At 36.0% G+C, this 16315-nt stretch carries 15 protein-coding genes; 9 read left to right on the top strand and 6 right to left on the bottom strand.

The genetic code is table 11. The features are described 5' to 3' along the window. Positions 1–43 precede the first annotated feature (43 nt). Positions 44–925 carry a mechanosensitive ion channel family protein gene (locus tag KKI44_RS09900; RefSeq protein WP_214590849.1) on the bottom strand — a complete coding sequence of 294 codons (882 nt, stop codon included), beginning with the start codon at positions 923–925 and terminating at the stop codon, positions 44–46. Positions 926–1024: 99 nt separating this feature from the next. Here KKI44_RS09900 and KKI44_RS09895 point away from each other — a divergent pair, with 99 nt between their 5' ends. After that, a complete protein-coding gene (locus KKI44_RS09895; protein ID WP_214590848.1) occupies positions 1025–1660 on the top strand; it encodes a peroxiredoxin in 636 nt (211 codons plus the stop codon). 110 nt (positions 1661–1770) lie between these two features. On the opposite strand, the gene KKI44_RS09890 is transcribed toward KKI44_RS09895, so the two are convergent. The 3 genes from KKI44_RS09890 to KKI44_RS09880 form a co-directional block, all read right to left on the bottom strand. Beyond that, positions 1771–2361: a hypothetical protein gene (locus KKI44_RS09890; RefSeq protein WP_214590847.1), complete on the bottom strand. Its 591-nt coding sequence runs from the start codon at positions 2359–2361 to the stop codon at positions 1771–1773. A gap of 157 nt (positions 2362–2518) precedes the next feature. Then, positions 2519–3034, bottom strand: a complete 516-nt coding sequence (locus KKI44_RS09885) for a hypothetical protein (protein WP_214590846.1) — start codon at positions 3032–3034, stop codon at positions 2519–2521. Positions 3035–3123: 89 nt separating this feature from the next. After that, on the bottom strand, positions 3124–5412 hold the full coding sequence (locus KKI44_RS09880) for a TonB-dependent siderophore receptor (protein WP_214590845.1): 2289 nt from the start codon (positions 5410–5412) through the stop codon (positions 3124–3126). 179 nt (positions 5413–5591) lie between these two features. Between KKI44_RS09880 and KKI44_RS09875 the strand changes: the two genes are divergently transcribed. Then, positions 5592–6647 (top strand): Gfo/Idh/MocA family oxidoreductase, encoded by a 1056-nt coding sequence (locus KKI44_RS09875; RefSeq protein WP_214590844.1) that lies wholly within the window; start codon positions 5592–5594, stop codon positions 6645–6647. Positions 6648–6869: 222 nt separating this feature from the next. On the opposite strand, the gene KKI44_RS09870 is transcribed toward KKI44_RS09875, so the two are convergent. Continuing rightward, positions 6870–8765, bottom strand: coding sequence for an ABC-F family ATP-binding cassette domain-containing protein (locus KKI44_RS09870; RefSeq protein ID WP_214590843.1), 1896 nt, complete (start codon positions 8763–8765; stop codon positions 6870–6872). Positions 8766–9034: 269 nt separating this feature from the next. Between KKI44_RS09870 and KKI44_RS09865 the strand changes: the two genes are divergently transcribed. Both KKI44_RS09865 and KKI44_RS09860 read left to right on the top strand, forming a co-directional pair. Further along, positions 9035–9550: a DUF1761 domain-containing protein gene (locus KKI44_RS09865; RefSeq protein ID WP_308196689.1), complete on the top strand. Its 516-nt coding sequence runs from the start codon at positions 9035–9037 to the stop codon at positions 9548–9550. A 46-nt stretch (positions 9551–9596) separates the two neighbouring features. Next, on the top strand, positions 9597–10727 hold the full coding sequence (locus KKI44_RS09860; protein WP_214590842.1) for an 8-amino-7-oxononanoate synthase: 1131 nt from the start codon (positions 9597–9599) through the stop codon (positions 10725–10727). 133 nt (positions 10728–10860) lie between these two features. Here KKI44_RS09860 and KKI44_RS09855 read toward each other — a convergent pair whose 3' ends face one another. Next, positions 10861–11712 carry a glycoside hydrolase family 25 protein gene (locus KKI44_RS09855; protein ID WP_214591133.1) on the bottom strand — a complete coding sequence of 284 codons (852 nt, stop codon included), beginning with the start codon at positions 11710–11712 and terminating at the stop codon, positions 10861–10863. Between the two features lie 76 nt (positions 11713–11788). Here KKI44_RS09855 and KKI44_RS09850 point away from each other — a divergent pair, with 76 nt between their 5' ends. From KKI44_RS09850 to deoC, 5 genes are all read left to right on the top strand, one after another. After that, positions 11789–13051 (top strand): NAD(P)/FAD-dependent oxidoreductase, encoded by a 1263-nt coding sequence (locus tag KKI44_RS09850; protein ID WP_214590841.1) that lies wholly within the window; start codon positions 11789–11791, stop codon positions 13049–13051. Beyond that, positions 13048–13719: a tRNA (guanosine(37)-N1)-methyltransferase TrmD gene (gene trmD, locus KKI44_RS09845; RefSeq protein ID WP_214590840.1), complete on the top strand. Its 672-nt coding sequence runs from the start codon at positions 13048–13050 to the stop codon at positions 13717–13719. The genes KKI44_RS09850 and trmD overlap by 4 nt, the downstream gene beginning before the upstream one ends. Positions 13720–14154: 435 nt before the next feature. Beyond that, positions 14155–15042, top strand: coding sequence for an endonuclease (locus KKI44_RS09840; protein ID WP_250902190.1), 888 nt, complete (start codon positions 14155–14157; stop codon positions 15040–15042). Positions 15043–15064: 22 nt separating this feature from the next. Then, the gene (locus KKI44_RS09835; protein WP_076390855.1) at positions 15065–15535 is read left to right on the top strand and encodes an Lrp/AsnC ligand binding domain-containing protein; all 471 of its coding nucleotides are present in this window, start codon (positions 15065–15067) and stop codon (positions 15533–15535) included. A 3-nt stretch (positions 15536–15538) separates the two neighbouring features. Further along, on the top strand, positions 15539–16285 hold the full coding sequence (deoC, locus tag KKI44_RS09830) for a deoxyribose-phosphate aldolase (RefSeq protein WP_214591132.1): 747 nt from the start codon (positions 15539–15541) through the stop codon (positions 16283–16285). The last annotated feature ends 30 nt before the right edge of the window (positions 16286–16315 follow it).

Genomic DNA, 16315 nt, shown 5'->3' with positions numbered 1-16315 from the left:
CATAAAAACAGAAAAGCAACCACTATTCGGTTGCTTTTTTTATTTAGTCCTGATTTTCGTTGATTAAATGATCTCCGTTCGTAATACTGATACTTGTAGGAGTAACAAGCTGAATTCTGTCCTCATCAAGACGCTGTTTGATCTTTAAATAAGCTTCGCTCTTGAGCTGAACCATATTCGCGCCCACCTTCATCCAGAATTTAGCCTGAATATTGAAAACGCCCTGTTTCAGATCTGTAAAAATAACTTCTGCAGTATCCAGTTTATCCACATTTTCGAGATTTTTAATAATGTCGAGCATTCCTTTCTGTGCTTTAGAAATATCTTCATCGGCAGGAATTTCGAAATTTAAAATAATTCTTCGCTGAGGTGATGCGGTAATGTTGTAAAACGGAGCATTAAAAACCACCTGATTCGGGATGTAAGCTTTTTTCCCGTCGTCAGTTATAATTTTCGTTGTTAAAAAACCAATTTCCTGTACGGTTCCGGAGTGGGTTCCTATCGTAATATAATCTCCTACTTTAAAGGCCTTATCTATTCCGATCAGCATTCCTGAAAATATACTGGACACCAGATCTTTTAATGCAACCCCTGCAATAACCCCTGCAACTCCTAAACTTCCGATGAATTTCCACAGAAAACCGCTGAAACCCATAATTTCCAGTGCAATGAAAGTTCCCATTACCATAATCAGGAATCTGAATACACTGATTAACGTGACCAGTGAACTTTCTTTTTTGCTTTTCGGAAAAAATTTGTGGAAAAGTTTTACGGCGCCCTGACTGAGATATTTACTGGTGAATAAAAAGAAAGAAAATACCAGAATTCCCACAATAAGTTTTGGGGTAAGTTCTGCAAATTTCAGATACCAGTTCTGTATTACATTATAAACAACATCGATATAGCCTAGACCACTTTTCTCCATGAATAAAAAAAATTTTAGTTAAAGATATAATTTTTAAACAAAAATTTTGCCAGTTCCAAAAACTCTACTAAATTTGTAGACTATTAAGAACAAAATATTATGTCAATTAAACTAGGAGATACCGCACCCGATTTTCAGGCAGAAACTTCTGCCGGAGATATTAATTTTTACGAATATTTAGGAAATTCATGGGGAATTCTGTTTTCGCATCCCGCAGATTATACTCCGGTCTGTACTACAGAACTTGGGTATACTTCGAAATTGAAGGAGGAATTTGATAAGCGCGGAACCAAAGTAATTGCGCTGAGTGTGGATGGAGTAGAAGATCATCAGAACTGGATTAAAGATATTAATGAAACCCAGAATACGGAAGTACAGTTCCCGATTATTGCAGACAAAGACAGAAAAATTTCAGAACTGTACGATTTTATTCATCCGAACGCTTCTGCAACGGCAACCGTTCGTTCTTTACTGATTATCGATCCGGAAAAGAAAGTACGGCTTATTATAACTTATCCTGCTTCCACAGGAAGAAATTTTAATGAAATTCTGAGGGTTCTGGATTCTCTTCAGCTTGTAGATTCCCATAAAATTGCTACTCCTGTTAACTGGAAAGCCGGAGATGATGTTATTGTTCCACCTGCGATTTCTACGGAAGATGCCAGAAAGATTTTTCCGAAAGGGGTGAAAGAGATAAAACCTTATTTAAGATATACACCACAACCGAATACATGATTTATTTGATTTTTTATAGTTTAGTTTTAATTTGTACGAAAATCGCCTCGAAAACTCGAGGCGATTTCAATTGTAGTGTATAGTGAATGTGAAGTGATTGGATCGTAATCTTACTTTACATCATTTGCGATTTGTTTTGCTTTAGAGGTAGGAAGGTAAATGCTGAAACCTAGATTGAAAGTAAGGTTTGAATTTAAACCTTCACTGCCAAATCCTGCTCTTCCTCTGTATTTTACCAGACCTTCAAGACCGATGTTTGGAGTAATGAAGTAAGAATAACCAGGACCTACTCCGAAATCGAAACCTGTAGTAGAATCTGCATTTTCAACAGATCTCCCTCCAATTCCTGCGTTACCTTCTAAGAACCAACGTCCGTGGTTTAGTAAGTTATCTACTCCTTTTTCTCCCGGAGAAAGATAATAACGTCCTAAAGCACCAACTCCGTAAGTAAATTCTGTAGGAGAACCGTTAGTTACTTTGTTGAATCCTAAATCTACATAACCCCCGACAGCAACGTTGTCTTCAATAAAGTAGGCTCCTTTAGGCTGAATAGCAATATTATAACCACCACCGGTGTTTAAACCGAAATTACTTGATATTAAACTACTACCCACTAACCAGTTTCCCTTCTGGATCTGCGCATTCATTGTTGCAGCCAAACCCGTTACTGCCATTATTCCTGTAAAAATTAGCTTTTTCATAATTTATTATTTAATATTTTAATGTTGTATCATTTGTGATTTCAGAAAATCAATAAATGTGCCATTCTACTCAATGCGTAGTGAAATCATTATCATATTAATCAATGGTATGCTCTTATGAAATGCCGATCATCAGGAGTTTTTATTCTAATAAAATTTACAATAAAAGCAGAATAATTGAAACTACAAGTCCTGCCACCGTGAAAACCATTCCTCTTTTGAATGCTTTGGTTTTAGGATTGAACATCCAGAAACTCGAAATCACAAAAAAGAACAGGGAAATTCCGAAGAAAGTATTTAGCGGAGAAAGAGTGTCTTTAGATTGCGATTTGTGAAGTTTTGTCATTTTATCCAGTACAAATGGCAGCTCCTTTTTAGTATACTTTGCCTGTCCCGTTGCGGAATCGTAAGTTCCCTGTTTAAAGGTAAGAACAGTACCTTCAGTTTTTTCAACCTCAAGACCTTTAATTCTTAATTCTTTTCCAAGTGCTTTTTCATCAAGATTTTTTTCTACAACTTTATCGTACTTTTTTTCTTTTTTCAGAAAATCAGTGTCCCGGTAAATTAATAAAACACCACTTACTGCATAAACAGCCATTATTCCGGCAAGGAAATAGCCCAGATAACGGTGCATGATTCTCATAAAACTTCTTGTGTCTTTAATCTTATCCATATATATTGTTTTTGTTTTTTAAATCTCAAAAGTGGAAACTGCAAAATTGCAATTCCCACTTTACATGAAGAAATTATTGTAATTCTTTTTTACAGTTTATACGTTAATGTAACATAGTAATTTCTCGGTGTGATCGGATTCACGGAATAATTTTCGTGTACGGTGTAATTTTCTACATCAAACAGGTTTCCGACTTTCCCCTGAATCGAGAATTTCTTCCAGTCGTAGCCAACTGATAGAGAAACCGTTGTGTAATCTTTTAATTCGAAAATTCTGCTTACCCCATTTCTCTGCTGCAGACTGTTAGCTCCTGTTTTGGTATCATTCCATCCGGCAAGTCTGTCCCCAATGTAATATACTCCGGCTCCCACTTTCAAGCCGGGAACCAATTTTGTGAATTTATAAAATACCGAAGCATTCGCAGTAGTTGCAGGAGTTCTTACCAGTCTTTGGTTTTCTACATATCCGAAAGCTTCCGGAGTATTTAAATACACAGAATTGTTATAAGAGAAACCTCCGATAATGGATAAATTTTCTGTTGGATTTCCTGTAATATCAAGCTCAACTCCGCGGCTTCTCATTTTTCCTGCAAAATCTTTGGTAAGTCCTGCCGGATCTACAGGATTTCCTTTATCGTCTAATGCATTCTGATAATAATTTCTGTACAGAATCTGGTAAACCGTTAGATTAACTGCCAAAGCATTGTTCCAGAAATTCTTTTTCGCACCCACTTCGTACTGATCGATGTTGGTTGGCGTTAAAGCTTCTCCGTCTCTTAATCTTCCCACATTGGCAACAAAAGAGTTTGTATAGGTTGCAAAGGCTGAAAAATTATCATTCGGCATGTAAACAAAACCTAATTTCGGAGATATTGCCTGATCGGATGACGAAGAATTATTAACCAGCGATTTTCCTGTGGTAGAATTCAGATTCACTAAACCGCTTGTAACCGTTTTAAATTTAGTGTTGATCGTTGGCATATTTTCAATATAAGACCAACGCAATCCAGCAATAACTTTAAATTCTTTGGTTAAACTGATGAAATCCTGAGCATACACTCCGATTCTTCTCGTATTAATTCTGTTTTTCTCTAACCTTTCAGCAGCAGGAGCACTTCCGTTTGCCCAGGAATCAGGATTGTCCAGATAAAGAATACCATTGCTGTTTCCGTTGGTACCGTACAGATAGCTGTTTCCGTAAGCCAGTCTGTTGGTTGGATTATAGTAAGTGTACGCATCTGCAACTCCATAATCTGTATCTGCCCCGAATAACACCTTATGGTTTATTTTTCCTGTATTGAATTCACCATTTAAATTTACCTGTGCCGAAGTATAATTCTGTTCGTTATACGTTCTGTTCAAAGGTCTTTTCCAGAAAAGCCTGTCAGTTGATTTTTCGTATCCCCACTGTACTCTTTCCGTAGAAAAATAATCTTTCGTGTAATTCTGGTAAGATGCCGTAGCGTTTAAAGACCATCTTTCATTAAACTGATGATTGAATGTAACATTGGTAGTAACCTGCTCTATATTCTGATATTGCCAGTCTGTTCCTAAAAAAGCATTTCTCGGAAGAAGATTATTCATCTGGTAAGTATATCCGTCACGCTGCGTGATAGATCCGATTCCGAAGTCCGGAGTAAAATCATTTTTAAGATAATCTGCCTCAACGATAATCTGCGATTTATCACTTAAATTAAATAAAAATGAGGGATTGAAATAATACTTTTCAGACTGCACCACATCTCTGAAACTTTCCGCATACTCATACGCTCCGTTCACACGGAAAGCAATATTTTTTGAAAGCGGACCATAAAGATCAACTGTTGGTTTATAAGAATTCCAGCTTCCTGCATTCATCCCCACGCTTCCGCCAAAGTTGAATTTAGGCTTTTTTGTAATCATGTTGATAACACCACCTGCAGCCGTATTTCCGTACAGCATTGCATTTGCCCCTTTAAGAACTTCCACTCTTTCCAATCCGCTTACTTCAGGAAAAACTCCGCTGTTAATTCTGGAGCCGTTCTTGAAAATATTGTCATTTCCCAGAATGAAACCACGTCCTCCGAAACTGTCCTGAGAATTTCCTCTGGAAGAAGTTACATAAATTCCGTTTACATTTTGCAGAACATCACTCAGTTGTTTTGCCTGCTGCTGCTCAATAATTTCGTGAGTAACAATCGCAATTGGCTGAGGTGTTTCCATCATCGTAAGATTAGACTTGGTAGATAATGGTCTTGCCTTGTTGGGATTTCCGGTTTTATGAAGATTAACGTCTTCAATAGTCTGGATTCTAATGGTATCAGCTTCAACATATTTCATCTGCGCGTCCAAAGAAAGGGCTGCGAATACTAATCCTATTGTGGCTAGCTGCTTTTTCATGATAGTCTATTGTTATTTAGAGTGGTTTTAAATAAAGTGCAAATGTATATTATTATTTAGAATTAATAAAAATTATAAACTGATTTTTGTCAGTAATCTTTAATTTAGAAATTGTGTTTTCCCTTATTTTAGTAGGGATGAGAACTTTAGATTAAATATCTTTGTTAAAAAATAAATCTATGCAGTTAGTAAAAGTCGGACTTTGTGCGTTCGGAATGAGCGGAAAAGTTTTTCATGCCCCGTTTTTGAAAGAACATCCGGGATTTTTTATTTCCGCAATTGTGGAAAGAAGTAAAGAAGAATCTAAAGAAAAATATCCTGAAGCAGAAATTTACCGTTCCGTAGAAGAAATGCTTGAAAATGCCGATATCGAACTCGTGGTTGTGAATACTCCGGTTCAGACGCATTTTGATTATGCAAAAAAGGCACTGGAAGCAGGGAAAAATGTAGTGGTTGAAAAACCTTTCACCGTAAATGTTGCAGAAGCAGAAGAACTGGCAAAACTGGCGGAAGAGAAAAAATTATTTGTAAGCGTTTACCAAAACAGAAGATTCGACCGCGATTATCTTCAGGTACAAAAAATCATCAACGAAGGAAAACTCGGAAATATCAAGGAGGCGGAAATCCGTTTCGACAGATTTCGTACCGAACCAAGCGGAAAGGCTCATAAGGAAAATCCTGAAGCTGTAGGTTCGGGTTCTCTGCATGATTTAGGATCGCATCTGGTGGATCAGGCAGTTCAGTATTTCGGGTTTCCCGAAAAACTCTTTGCTGATGTTTTTTCCATGAAAGGAAAAGAATTTGCCAACGATTATTTTGAAATTATTTTGTTTTATCCGAATGATTTAAGGGTAAGGCTGAAATCTTCTGTATTCACCAAAGAAGCACATTTTGCTTATGCTGTTCACGGAGAAAAAGGAAGCTTTTTGCAGGAAAGAACCGATCATCAGGAAAATGAACTCGTTGCAGGAGCCATTCCGGAATATGGTGAAGAATGGACAAAACCTTTAACGGAAACCGATGGAATTCTGAATTATCTAAATGAAAATAAAGAAACCGAAAGAATCCTTACTTCAAGCGAACCCGGAAATTACATGAATTATTATCAGCAGATTTACGAATTTATCGTTTTCGGATACGCATTGCCTTCACCTGCGGAAGAAATCATTAAAAATATGAAAATTATCGATGCGGCAGTGGAAAGTTCCAGACAGGAGAAAGTGATTTACTTGTAGAGTGTTTAAGGTGAGAGAGTTGTAGGGTTTGAGGGTTTTAGAGTTTTAAGGTTTGGGAGTTTTATTGCAGTTTAGAGTTATGACTCTTAAAGCAGGATTTTTAGAGTAAGAAAATTTAATATCAATTAAAATATAACGCTCCACACTCTAAAACTCTCACACACTAAGACACTAAGACACTAAGACACTCAAACTCTCAGACTCTCACACCCTCAAACTCAACTACGCTTCACCTAAAATCTCCTGAAGTTCAAGCCATCTCATTTCATGGTTTTCCAAAGTTTCAGAGATAGATTCCAGATCGGCAGAAAGTTTGGATATTTTCTCGTAATCTGCTTCATTATTAAGCTGATCTAATATTTTCGCTCTTTTTTCTTCTAATTCCGGCATTTCTTTCTCAATGGTTTCGAGTTCACGCTGTTCTTTAAAGGAAAGTCTTTTCTTTTTTGCGTTTGCATTGTTTACAGCAGGAACTGTTTCTTTTACAGGTTCAGATTTTACGGAAACAGATTTCTCCAAAGCATCTTCTTTGCTTTTCGCTTCGCGGTATTCGGAAAAATTGCCCGTAAAATCACGAATTTTGCCTTCGCCTTCAAAAGCAAGAATATGATCTACGATTCTGTCCATAAAATACCTGTCGTGCGACACAATGATTAATGAACCCTGAAACTGCTGCAAAAAGTTTTCAAGAACCGTTAAAGTCGGAAGATCAAGATCATTGGTAGGCTCATCAAAAATCAAAAAGTTCGGATTCTGGTATAAAATATACATCAGATGAAGTCTTCTTTTTTCACCACCCGAAAGCTTAGAAATAGGAGAGTACTGCGTCTGATCATCAAATAAAAACAATCTTAAAAACTGGGAGGCAGAAAGACTTTTTCCGTTGGCTAAAGGGTAAAATTCGGCAACTTCTTTAATGAAGTCGATTACTCTTTCATCTTCTTTATACGTAAGACCTTTTTGCGAAAAATATCCGAAATGGATGGTTTCTCCGGTTTCAATTTCTCCTTTATCAGCCTTTTCAAACCCCTGAATAATATTTAACAAAGTAGATTTTCCAGCTCCGTTTTTCCCTACAATTCCTACTTTTTCACCTCTCTGGAAAGAATAGCTGAAATCTTTCAGCAACAATTTACTTCCAAAACTTTTGTCAATATTTTTAAGCTCAAGAATTTTATTTCCAAGCCTTTTCATTTCAAAATCAAGCTCTAATCCCTGTTTTCTCGTGTCTGTTTTGGCGACTTTTTCTGTTTCGTAGAAAGCATCAATTCTGGATTTGGATTTTGTAGTTCTTGCTTTCGGCTGCCTTCTCATCCATTCCAGTTCCTTTCGGTAAAGGTTGTTGGCTTTATCAATCGTCGCATTCATATTGTCTTCGCGGATCATCTTATTTTCAAGATACGTCGCGTAAGAACCATTGTGAATGTAAAGATTTCGGTCTTCCATTTCCCAGATCGTATCGCAAACGCTGTCGAGGAAATATCGGTCGTGCGTTACCAATAGTAAAGTTATTTTTGCTTTACTCAGATAACTTTCCAGCCATTCCACCATTTCCACATCGAGGTGGTTGGTTGGCTCATCCATAATTAATAAAGTATGGCGGTGTTCGGCTCTGGTTTCCGTTAATAGTTTTGCCAAAGCAACACGCTTGATCTGTCCGCCGGAAAGTGTTCCCATTTTAGCTTCCAGATCGGTGATTTTTAGCTGCGAAAGAATCTGCTTCATTTCATTTTCCAGATCCCATGCTTTATGCGCTTCCATTTCAAGAAGAGCTTTTTCAATGAAATCATTGTCTGTGGAATGCAGAGACTGATGATAATTTTTCAGTGCCATAATCGGAGCCGAATCTAAAGTCATCATAAATTCATCAATGGTAAGATTCGGGTCAAAATCTATTTCCTGATCAAACAACACTACCTGAATATCTTTATTGATGATTACCGTTCCGCTGTCTGCAATTTCTTTTCCCATCAGGATTTTAAGAAGAGTGGATTTTCCGCTTCCGTTTTTGGCAACAATAGCAATTTTATCCCCTTCGTTGATATGAAAAGTAATATTTTCAAATAAAACTTTTATTCCGTAGGATTTGGTAAGATTTTCGGCAGAAACGTAATTCATTATAGTCTGATGGTTAGATTTTGAAACTTAAACTGAGCCGCAAAAGTACGAAAATGTATCAGAAAAGCGGAAGCCAAGTTCAAAGGGATTCAGATTGTTTTCCTAGTGTAGAATAATAATTAATTAACCGTATGTGTTGATTTCTGTTTTGTTTAATTATATTTTGTTTGAGTAATTTTAGTTAAAATTAAATATTTTTTGAATTTAATGTATTTTGAATTGATTTTTAATGTAGATTTATATTCCTAAGATTATTAAAAATTAAAACTATGATGCAAATCAACTATTGGGCTGTTTTTGCAGCCGCACTTGTCCCTTTAATAATGGGATTTATCTGGTATCATCCTAAAGTTTTCGGAAAAGCATGGATGAAAGAAGTCGGTTTAACCGAAGATAAAATGAAGGGTTCCATGATCGGAGTTTTTATTTTTTCCATCATGTTATCAGCTTTAATGGCTTTGTTTTTACAGTTTGTAACCATTCATCAGTTTGGCGCGCTCGGAATGGTCGGCGGAGATGAAATGAACGCCAATCCTTCTTATCATGCCTTCATGAAAGACTACGGAATGGCTTACAGATCCTTTGGTCACGGTGCACTGCATTCTTCCATGACGGGATTTTTATTCGTGCTTCCCATGATTGCCATCAATGCGATGTTCGAAAGAAAATCGTGGAAATATACATTAATTAACGCTGCTTTCTGGACGGTCTGCATTACCATTATGGGCGGAATTATCTGCGGTTGGTATGCTCCGGACGGTTTTCACTGGGCAACACAAAAATAAATGTAATGTTTTAAAAAGTTAAGGCTACTTTTGCGTAGCCTTTTTTATGTCATATACTTTAAGAATTTTTCAGTCAGCTGCCGATTTGCCGGAAGAGTGGAATGTGGTGATCGGAAATCATAATATCCTGCTTTCCGGAGAATACTTCTGTGCTTTAGAACATTCCCGACCTCAGAATATGGAATGTTTTTTTGTCGGTTTTTTCAAAGAAAATGATCTGATTGGCGGTGCTTTGTTTCAGTATCTAGATTTTATTCAGCATAAAACATTTCAGAAAAATGAAGTGTTCTGTACCATCAGGAATTTTGTGGCAAGACAATTGAGTAAAGATGTGATGATTTTAGGAAATAATATGCTTACCGGACAGAACGGATTTTATTTTGATAGCTCAAAAATTATTTCGGAAGAAATGATTCCATTGTTGGAAGAAGCTGTTTATACAATGCAGAACGAAATAAGAAAAACATCTCTGGTGATTTATAAAGATTACCAGTCGAATTTTCTGAAATACTTTGAAGGAGAAAAGCATCGGAAATACTTCAGATTTTCCGTTCAGCCGAATATGATTCTTCGGATAAGAGAAAACTGGAAGAATTTTGAGGATTATATCAATGATTTTTCGAAAAAATACAGGGCAAGAGCCAAAACTGCCAAAAAGAAACTGGAAGGAACCGTTAAGAAAGAATTCAGCTTAGACATGATCAGAAAATATCAGTCTGAAATGAATGTTCTTTATCAGAATGTCGCAGAAAACGCGCCTTTCAATACTTTTTTTCTCAGAGAAAATCATTTTGAAAGCATGAAAGAAAATCTAGGAGAAAATTTCAGAGTCTTCGGATATCTTTCAGAAAATCAATTTATCGGTTTTTATACGATGATTATCAACAATAAAGATGTCGATACCTACTTTTTAGGCTACAAAAAAGACTGTCAGAAAGAAAAGCAGATCTATCTTAATATGCTTTTGGATATGGTGAAATTTGGAATTGACAATCGGTCTGAAAGAATTATTCTAGGAAGAACGGCTTTAGAGATAAAATCAACGATCGGCGCGGAACCGACTGAAATTTTTGGTTTAATAAAGCATAAAAACTTCATGATTAATCCTTTCCTGAAAACTATTTTTCCTTCTGTTTCTCCAAAAACCGAATGGATTCAAAGAAAGCCGTTTAAATAGTTTTATACAGAATTCACACACGTTTTAGTTTGATATTTTCATCAATAGAAACGGGCTTCAGCCCGTTAACAGTATAAGGCTTTTCGATTGGCTTTAGCCAAAATTTAAAATATGCAAAATCACCGGAAAAAAATCAATCCAGAGTCAGCCTCTTCAAAGACCACGAACTTCCATTGTAAATATCCAGATCTACTTTGGTGTTAATTCCGTGCACGATTCCGTTTTCTGTAAACTGCCAGAAATCCCAGTCTGCATCGGGAGAAGGAGCAGGAACATCATTATAATTCGCAAGCCAGAGCGGATAATCATCAAATTCGCCCTTCAGGAAATCTTTGTAGTAATGATAATAGGTGTAAATGATTGGTTTTTCACCATAGGTTTCCTCAACAATTTTGCACCACACTTTAAGATCTTCAACCAGTTTTTTATTCGTTTTTCGCTTCGGGATTTTCTCAATATCCAAAATCGGAGGAAGATCTCCGCTTTCAAGCTTTACATTTTCCAGAAAATTATTTGCCTGAATTACAGGATCTTCATCTGCTCTGTAAAAATGATACGCTCCGCGGATTAAATCCTGCTTTTTAGCCTGCTCCCAGAAATCAGAAAAATGTTTGTCGGCATTTCGGTTTCCCATCGTTGCACGCATCACCACAAACTCCAGCGGAATAGTTTTGTTTCCGATCGTAAGGCTGTCCCATTTGATATCTTCTTTATTCTGATAATGCGACACATCAAATCCGTATGTTTTATCTAAATTATTAGAAAGGATTTTCTGAATTCTCAGCGTTTCCGTTTCACTGTTGTGGAGTTTTCTATGAGTAAATTTATTGAAATATAAAGCGTAATAATAACTTATGGATTGTCTTAAATACAACCCTGTTCCGATAAGAGCAACAATTAAAATAGCCAGTACGATTTTTCTTCGTAAAAGATATTTTTTCCGGCGGTTTTTATGGATCTTTTTGGCGGTTTTTTTGCTGTACATCGTTTGTGAATAAAGATTTACAAAACTAGCTTTTTTCACTTCTAAATGCTAAATAAAATCAGTAAATTTGTGTACTATGGAAACACGCGAAAAGATCATCATCATTGGAGGAGGTTTTGCGGGGCTGCAGCTTGCGAAAACGTTGAATAACAGGAACAAAAAGGTAATTGTTCTGGATCGGGTAAACCATCATATGTTTCAGCCGCTTTTCTATCAGGTTGCATGCGGAAGGATTGAGCCTTCCAATATTTCTTTTCCTTTCAGAAAAATTTTTCAGCGTTCCAGAAATACCCAGTTTCGCCTCACGGAAGTTAAGGAAATCGATACTGCCAATAATAAAGTCATTACCGATGAAGCAGAATTTACCTACGATAAATTAATTATCGCTACAGGATGCAAAACCAATTTTTTTGGAAATAAAGATCTTGAAGGTAAAGCTTTCGGAATGAAAAATACTCAGGAAGCGATCAGTATCCGAAATCATGTTTTAATGACTTTCGAAAAGCTGATTCTTGAAAAAAGCAGGAGCGACGATGGAAACTGGAATATCGTAATCGTAGGAAGCGGACCGACTGGAGTAGAATTAGCCGGAGCTTTCTCCGAAATGAAAAAAGAAATTCTTCCGCGAGATTATCCTTACATGAATTTTGACCATTTGAAGATTATTCTGGTAAGTTCTACAGAAAAGCCTTTGGCGGTAATGAGTCCGGAAGCACAGCAGAAATCTGAAGAATATTTAAAAGATTTAGGCGTTACATTTTTAAGTCAGGAATACGTTACGGATTATGATGGTGATAAAGTGTATATGAAAAGCGGAAAAACCATTCCTTCTAATAATGTAATCTGGGCAGCCGGCGTTACAGGAAACGTTGTAGATGGTTTTCCTGCCGAAAAATTGGTCAAAAACAGATATATTACAGACAGATACAATAAAATAAAAGGCTACGATAATGTTTTTGCAATCGGAGATATTGCGTATATGGAAACTCCGAAATATCCGCAGGGTCATCCACAGGTGGCAAACGTAGCAATTAATCAGGCAAAAAATTTAGGTAGGAACCTTTTAAAGAAAAATCCGAATGAATGGATTGAGTATGAGTATGATGACAAAGGTTCTCTCGCTACCATCGGAAAACACAGAGCGGTTGTAGATTTACCATTTATTAAATTTCAGGGGTTTCTTGCGTGGTATTTCTGGATGTTTTTACATTTAATGCTTATTTTAAGTGTAAGAAACAAGCTTGCCGTGTTCTTCAACTGGATGTGGAGCTATTTTAATAAAGATTCTTCTTTAAGATTGATAATTTTGCCAAATAAGAAAAACGAAACAGTACAATGAGAATTGATATAATAAGCGTACTTCCGGAACTGATGGAAAGTCCGTTTAAAACTTCTATTTTAAGAAGAGCGATTGATAAAGGTTTGGCAGAAGTGCACTTCCATCATTTGAGAGATTGGGGAATCAACAAAAAAAAACAGATTGATGATGAACCTTACGGCGGCGGTGCAGGAATGGTGATGATGGTGGAGCCTCTGGACAACTGTATTTCAGAATTAAAATCTCAGAGAGAATACGATGAGGTGATTTATCTTACGCCGGATGGAGTTACCCTAAACCAGAAAATTGCGAATACACTTTCCATTAAAAATAATCTGATTTTCTTGTGTGGGCATTATAAAGGTATTGATCAGCGTGTAAGAGATCTGCACATCACGAAGGAAATTTCCATAGGCGATTATGTTCTTACCGGCGGAGAATTGGCAGCCTGCGTTCTTGCAGATTCTGTCATCCGGCTGCTTCCGGGAGTTCTGAATGATGAGCAAAGTGCTCTAACAGACAGTTTTCAGGACGATCTTTTATCTCCTCCAATTTATACAAGACCTGAAGTTTACAAAGGTCTGGAAGTTCCAAAAGTTTTACTGAGCGGAAATTTTGCCAAAATTGAAGAATGGAGGCACGATGAAGCGGTAAGAATCACTACAGAAAAACGTCCTGATCTTCTTTAAAATAGATAAAACCTATCGTTGTCCTAAATTTACAATTGATTTTTTTATAAATTTTTACAGCAGCAAACAATAGTTGTTGTTTAAAAATGGTTGAAAAAATTCTTATTACCTAGCTGTTCATAGAATTTCTTCTACAGAAAAATTAAATTTAAAAATACCGTTTTATTTTGGGTCTAAAGCATATATTAGATTGTGCATAATATTTTTAATTAAATTTATCTATTTGATTTAAATAATTCTTTTAAATGCTTATATTTGAATAATAAATTAATTTTGCAAATTTGTTAAAATTATTAACGATATATTAAATAAAATAATAAATTTACATATTCATTTTAAATAAAAAAAGGTAATTGTTTGAAATCAGAAAATGTGCTAATGGAGTTGTTTAGTTTTTACAACGTTGAAAACTTATTTTTACCGGATCCGAAACCAATGCACAAGTTGGACCCAACTATATCGGGACTCAGGAACTGGGATGAGGGAAGATACCGGAACAAACTTTCAAAAATTGCACATGTTTTCAGGCTCATGAAGGAAGAGAATGGAGTATTGCCTTTTATAATTGGTCTTTCCGAAGTTTCCGGAAGGAAAGTTCTGGAGGATCTTGTGAAAATGGAACCTTTTAATTCAGAGTATGGAATTGTGCATTACAATTCTATGGATGAAAGAAGGGTAGATGTTGCCTTATTATATGATAAAAACAAAGTGGAAATAATAGATTCTGAAGCTATTACATTCTTCTTTGAAATTATAAACAGAAGCACAGAAAATTACGATACAACAAGAGATATTCTTTATTCTAAAGTAAGATATAAAGGAGAGATTATTAATATTTTTATTGCACACCTTCCCTCTAAGCGCGAAAAAGATATTAATAAGCCCAAAAGAGCCTTTATACTTTCTGAGATCCGTGAAAGAATTTTAAATGTTGTAAATAATAGCAAAGAAAATGTAATTCTGTGCGGTGATTTTAATGAAAACCCAGATGATGAAAATTTAGTAAAAATTCTTTTTGACGATGCAGGAGTAAAAATATTGGAAAATCCTTTCCAGCATCTGTTTTCCACAAGAAATTATTCTACTTTTCATTATAAATCGGGACTGCTGTACGATCAGATCATTTTATCGAAGTCGTTCTTTAATGATGATCATGTTCTTGAATTTCAGGAGGCAAAAATATTCAATTCTGAAAAACTCAGCAGCCGCGACAGAAAGTTTGCAGGCAGACCTTACCGAACGTATGCGGGAACAAGGTATTTGGGAGGCTACAGCGATCATTTTCCGGTTTTTATAAAATTAGGGATTTGTAAACAGATGTAAAAACATAAATAAAGTAGAAAGAATGAAAAATTCAAACAACACGAGTTATCAGTTAGATTCAATTGACAAGGAAATAATTTATATGCTGATGGATAATGCCAAATCATCATTAGCTCATATTTCAAAAAATGTAGGAATCTCCACGACGGCGGTTCATCAAAGAATAAAAAAACTTGAACAGGCAGGGGTTATAGAAAACTCCATATCCTTTCTGAATCCTAAAAAGATAGGATACAAAGTAATTTCTTACATTGGTGTATTTCTGGATCAGCCGAGCCATTATCCGGATATGGTAAAATCCCTGAAAGATATTAATGAAGTGGTAGAAGCGCATTATACCACAGGAAATTATACCATTTTCCTTAAAGTTCTTTGTAAAGACAACGATCATCTAATGCAGATTCTTAGTAAACTTCAGCAATTGAAAGGCGTTATAAGAACAGAAACTTTCATATCTTTGGAGCAGGGTATTTACAGACAACTGAAAGTATAATAGATTATGAATATTGCACAATATCTGGATTCAACATATTTGAAAACACCTGCACAGTCAGGACTTTCACAGGAAGAAACTTTACAGAAAGATATCGAACTTACACAGGAAGCGATCGATCACGGTATTTTTGCCGTAATGATCCGTCCGGATTATGTTTCTGAGATTAAAAAGTATATTCAGGGAAAGAATTCAGATGTTGTCGTAGGAACGGTGATCGGGTTTCATGAAGGAACCTGCTCTGTAGATGAAAAACTTACCGAAGCTGAAAAAGCAATTGCTGACGGAGCAGATGAACTGGATTTTGTGATCAATTACAATGCTTATCTGAAAGGTGATCTTGAGCTTGTAAAAAATGAGTTTGTAAAATGCACCAGGCTTAGTCTTGAACATCATAAAATTGCAAAATGGATCATTGAGATTGCAGCTTTAACTGATGAGCAGATTGCTGATCTTACCAAAAATATTTCTATTTGGGCAGAAGATAACTTTTCCGAAAATGATTTATCGAAAATTTTTGTGAAATCTTCCACAGGCTTTTACGAAACAAAAGAAGGAAAGCCAAATGGAGCAACATTTGAAGGAATAAAAATTATGCTCGATAATGCAGGAAAACTTCCTGTAAAAGCTGCGGGCGGAGTAAGAACTCCGGAAGATGCAGAAAAAATGATTAATCTTGGAGTAAAAAGAATCGGGACTTCTTCGGCATTGGCTTTAATTAAAAATCAAACGTCTTCGGAAGGATACTAGATAAAAAACTAAACAATGAAAATAAAAAAA

The sequence above is a fragment of the Chryseobacterium sp. ZHDP1 genome (assembly GCF_018603435.1).
Lineage (GTDB): Bacteria > Bacteroidota > Bacteroidia > Flavobacteriales > Weeksellaceae > Chryseobacterium > Chryseobacterium indicum.
The sequence above is the reverse complement of the archived record's forward strand: the minus strand, read 5'-3'. Positions and strand labels throughout refer to the sequence as shown.

Excerpts from the sequence above, each read along its gene's own strand:
- KKI44_RS09900 (WP_214590849.1), bottom strand. The coding sequence starts at position 925 with ATGGAGAAAAGTGGTCTAGGCTATATCGATGTTGTTTATAATGTAATA.
- KKI44_RS09895 (WP_214590848.1), top strand. The coding sequence starts at position 1,025 with ATGTCAATTAAACTAGGAGATACCGCACCCGATTTTCAGGCAGAAACT.
- KKI44_RS09890 (WP_214590847.1), bottom strand. The coding sequence starts at position 2,361 with ATGAAAAAGCTAATTTTTACAGGAATAATGGCAGTAACGGGTTTGGCT.
- KKI44_RS09885 (WP_214590846.1), bottom strand. The coding sequence starts at position 3,034 with ATGGATAAGATTAAAGACACAAGAAGTTTTATGAGAATCATGCACCGT.
- KKI44_RS09880 (WP_214590845.1), bottom strand. The coding sequence starts at position 5,412 with ATGAAAAAGCAGCTAGCCACAATAGGATTAGTATTCGCAGCCCTTTCT.
- KKI44_RS09875 (WP_214590844.1), top strand. The coding sequence starts at position 5,592 with ATGCAGTTAGTAAAAGTCGGACTTTGTGCGTTCGGAATGAGCGGAAAA.
- KKI44_RS09870 (WP_214590843.1), bottom strand. The coding sequence starts at position 8,765 with ATGAATTACGTTTCTGCCGAAAATCTTACCAAATCCTACGGAATAAAA.
- KKI44_RS09865 (WP_308196689.1), top strand. The coding sequence starts at position 9,035 with ATGATGCAAATCAACTATTGGGCTGTTTTTGCAGCCGCACTTGTCCCT.
- KKI44_RS09860 (WP_214590842.1), top strand. The coding sequence starts at position 9,597 with ATGTCATATACTTTAAGAATTTTTCAGTCAGCTGCCGATTTGCCGGAA.
- KKI44_RS09855 (WP_214591133.1), bottom strand. The coding sequence starts at position 11,712 with ATGTACAGCAAAAAAACCGCCAAAAAGATCCATAAAAACCGCCGGAAA.
- KKI44_RS09850 (WP_214590841.1), top strand. The coding sequence starts at position 11,789 with ATGGAAACACGCGAAAAGATCATCATCATTGGAGGAGGTTTTGCGGGG.
- trmD (WP_214590840.1), top strand. The coding sequence starts at position 13,048 with ATGAGAATTGATATAATAAGCGTACTTCCGGAACTGATGGAAAGTCCG.
- KKI44_RS09840 (WP_250902190.1), top strand. The coding sequence starts at position 14,155 with ATGCACAAGTTGGACCCAACTATATCGGGACTCAGGAACTGGGATGAG.
- KKI44_RS09835 (WP_076390855.1), top strand. The coding sequence starts at position 15,065 with ATGAAAAATTCAAACAACACGAGTTATCAGTTAGATTCAATTGACAAG.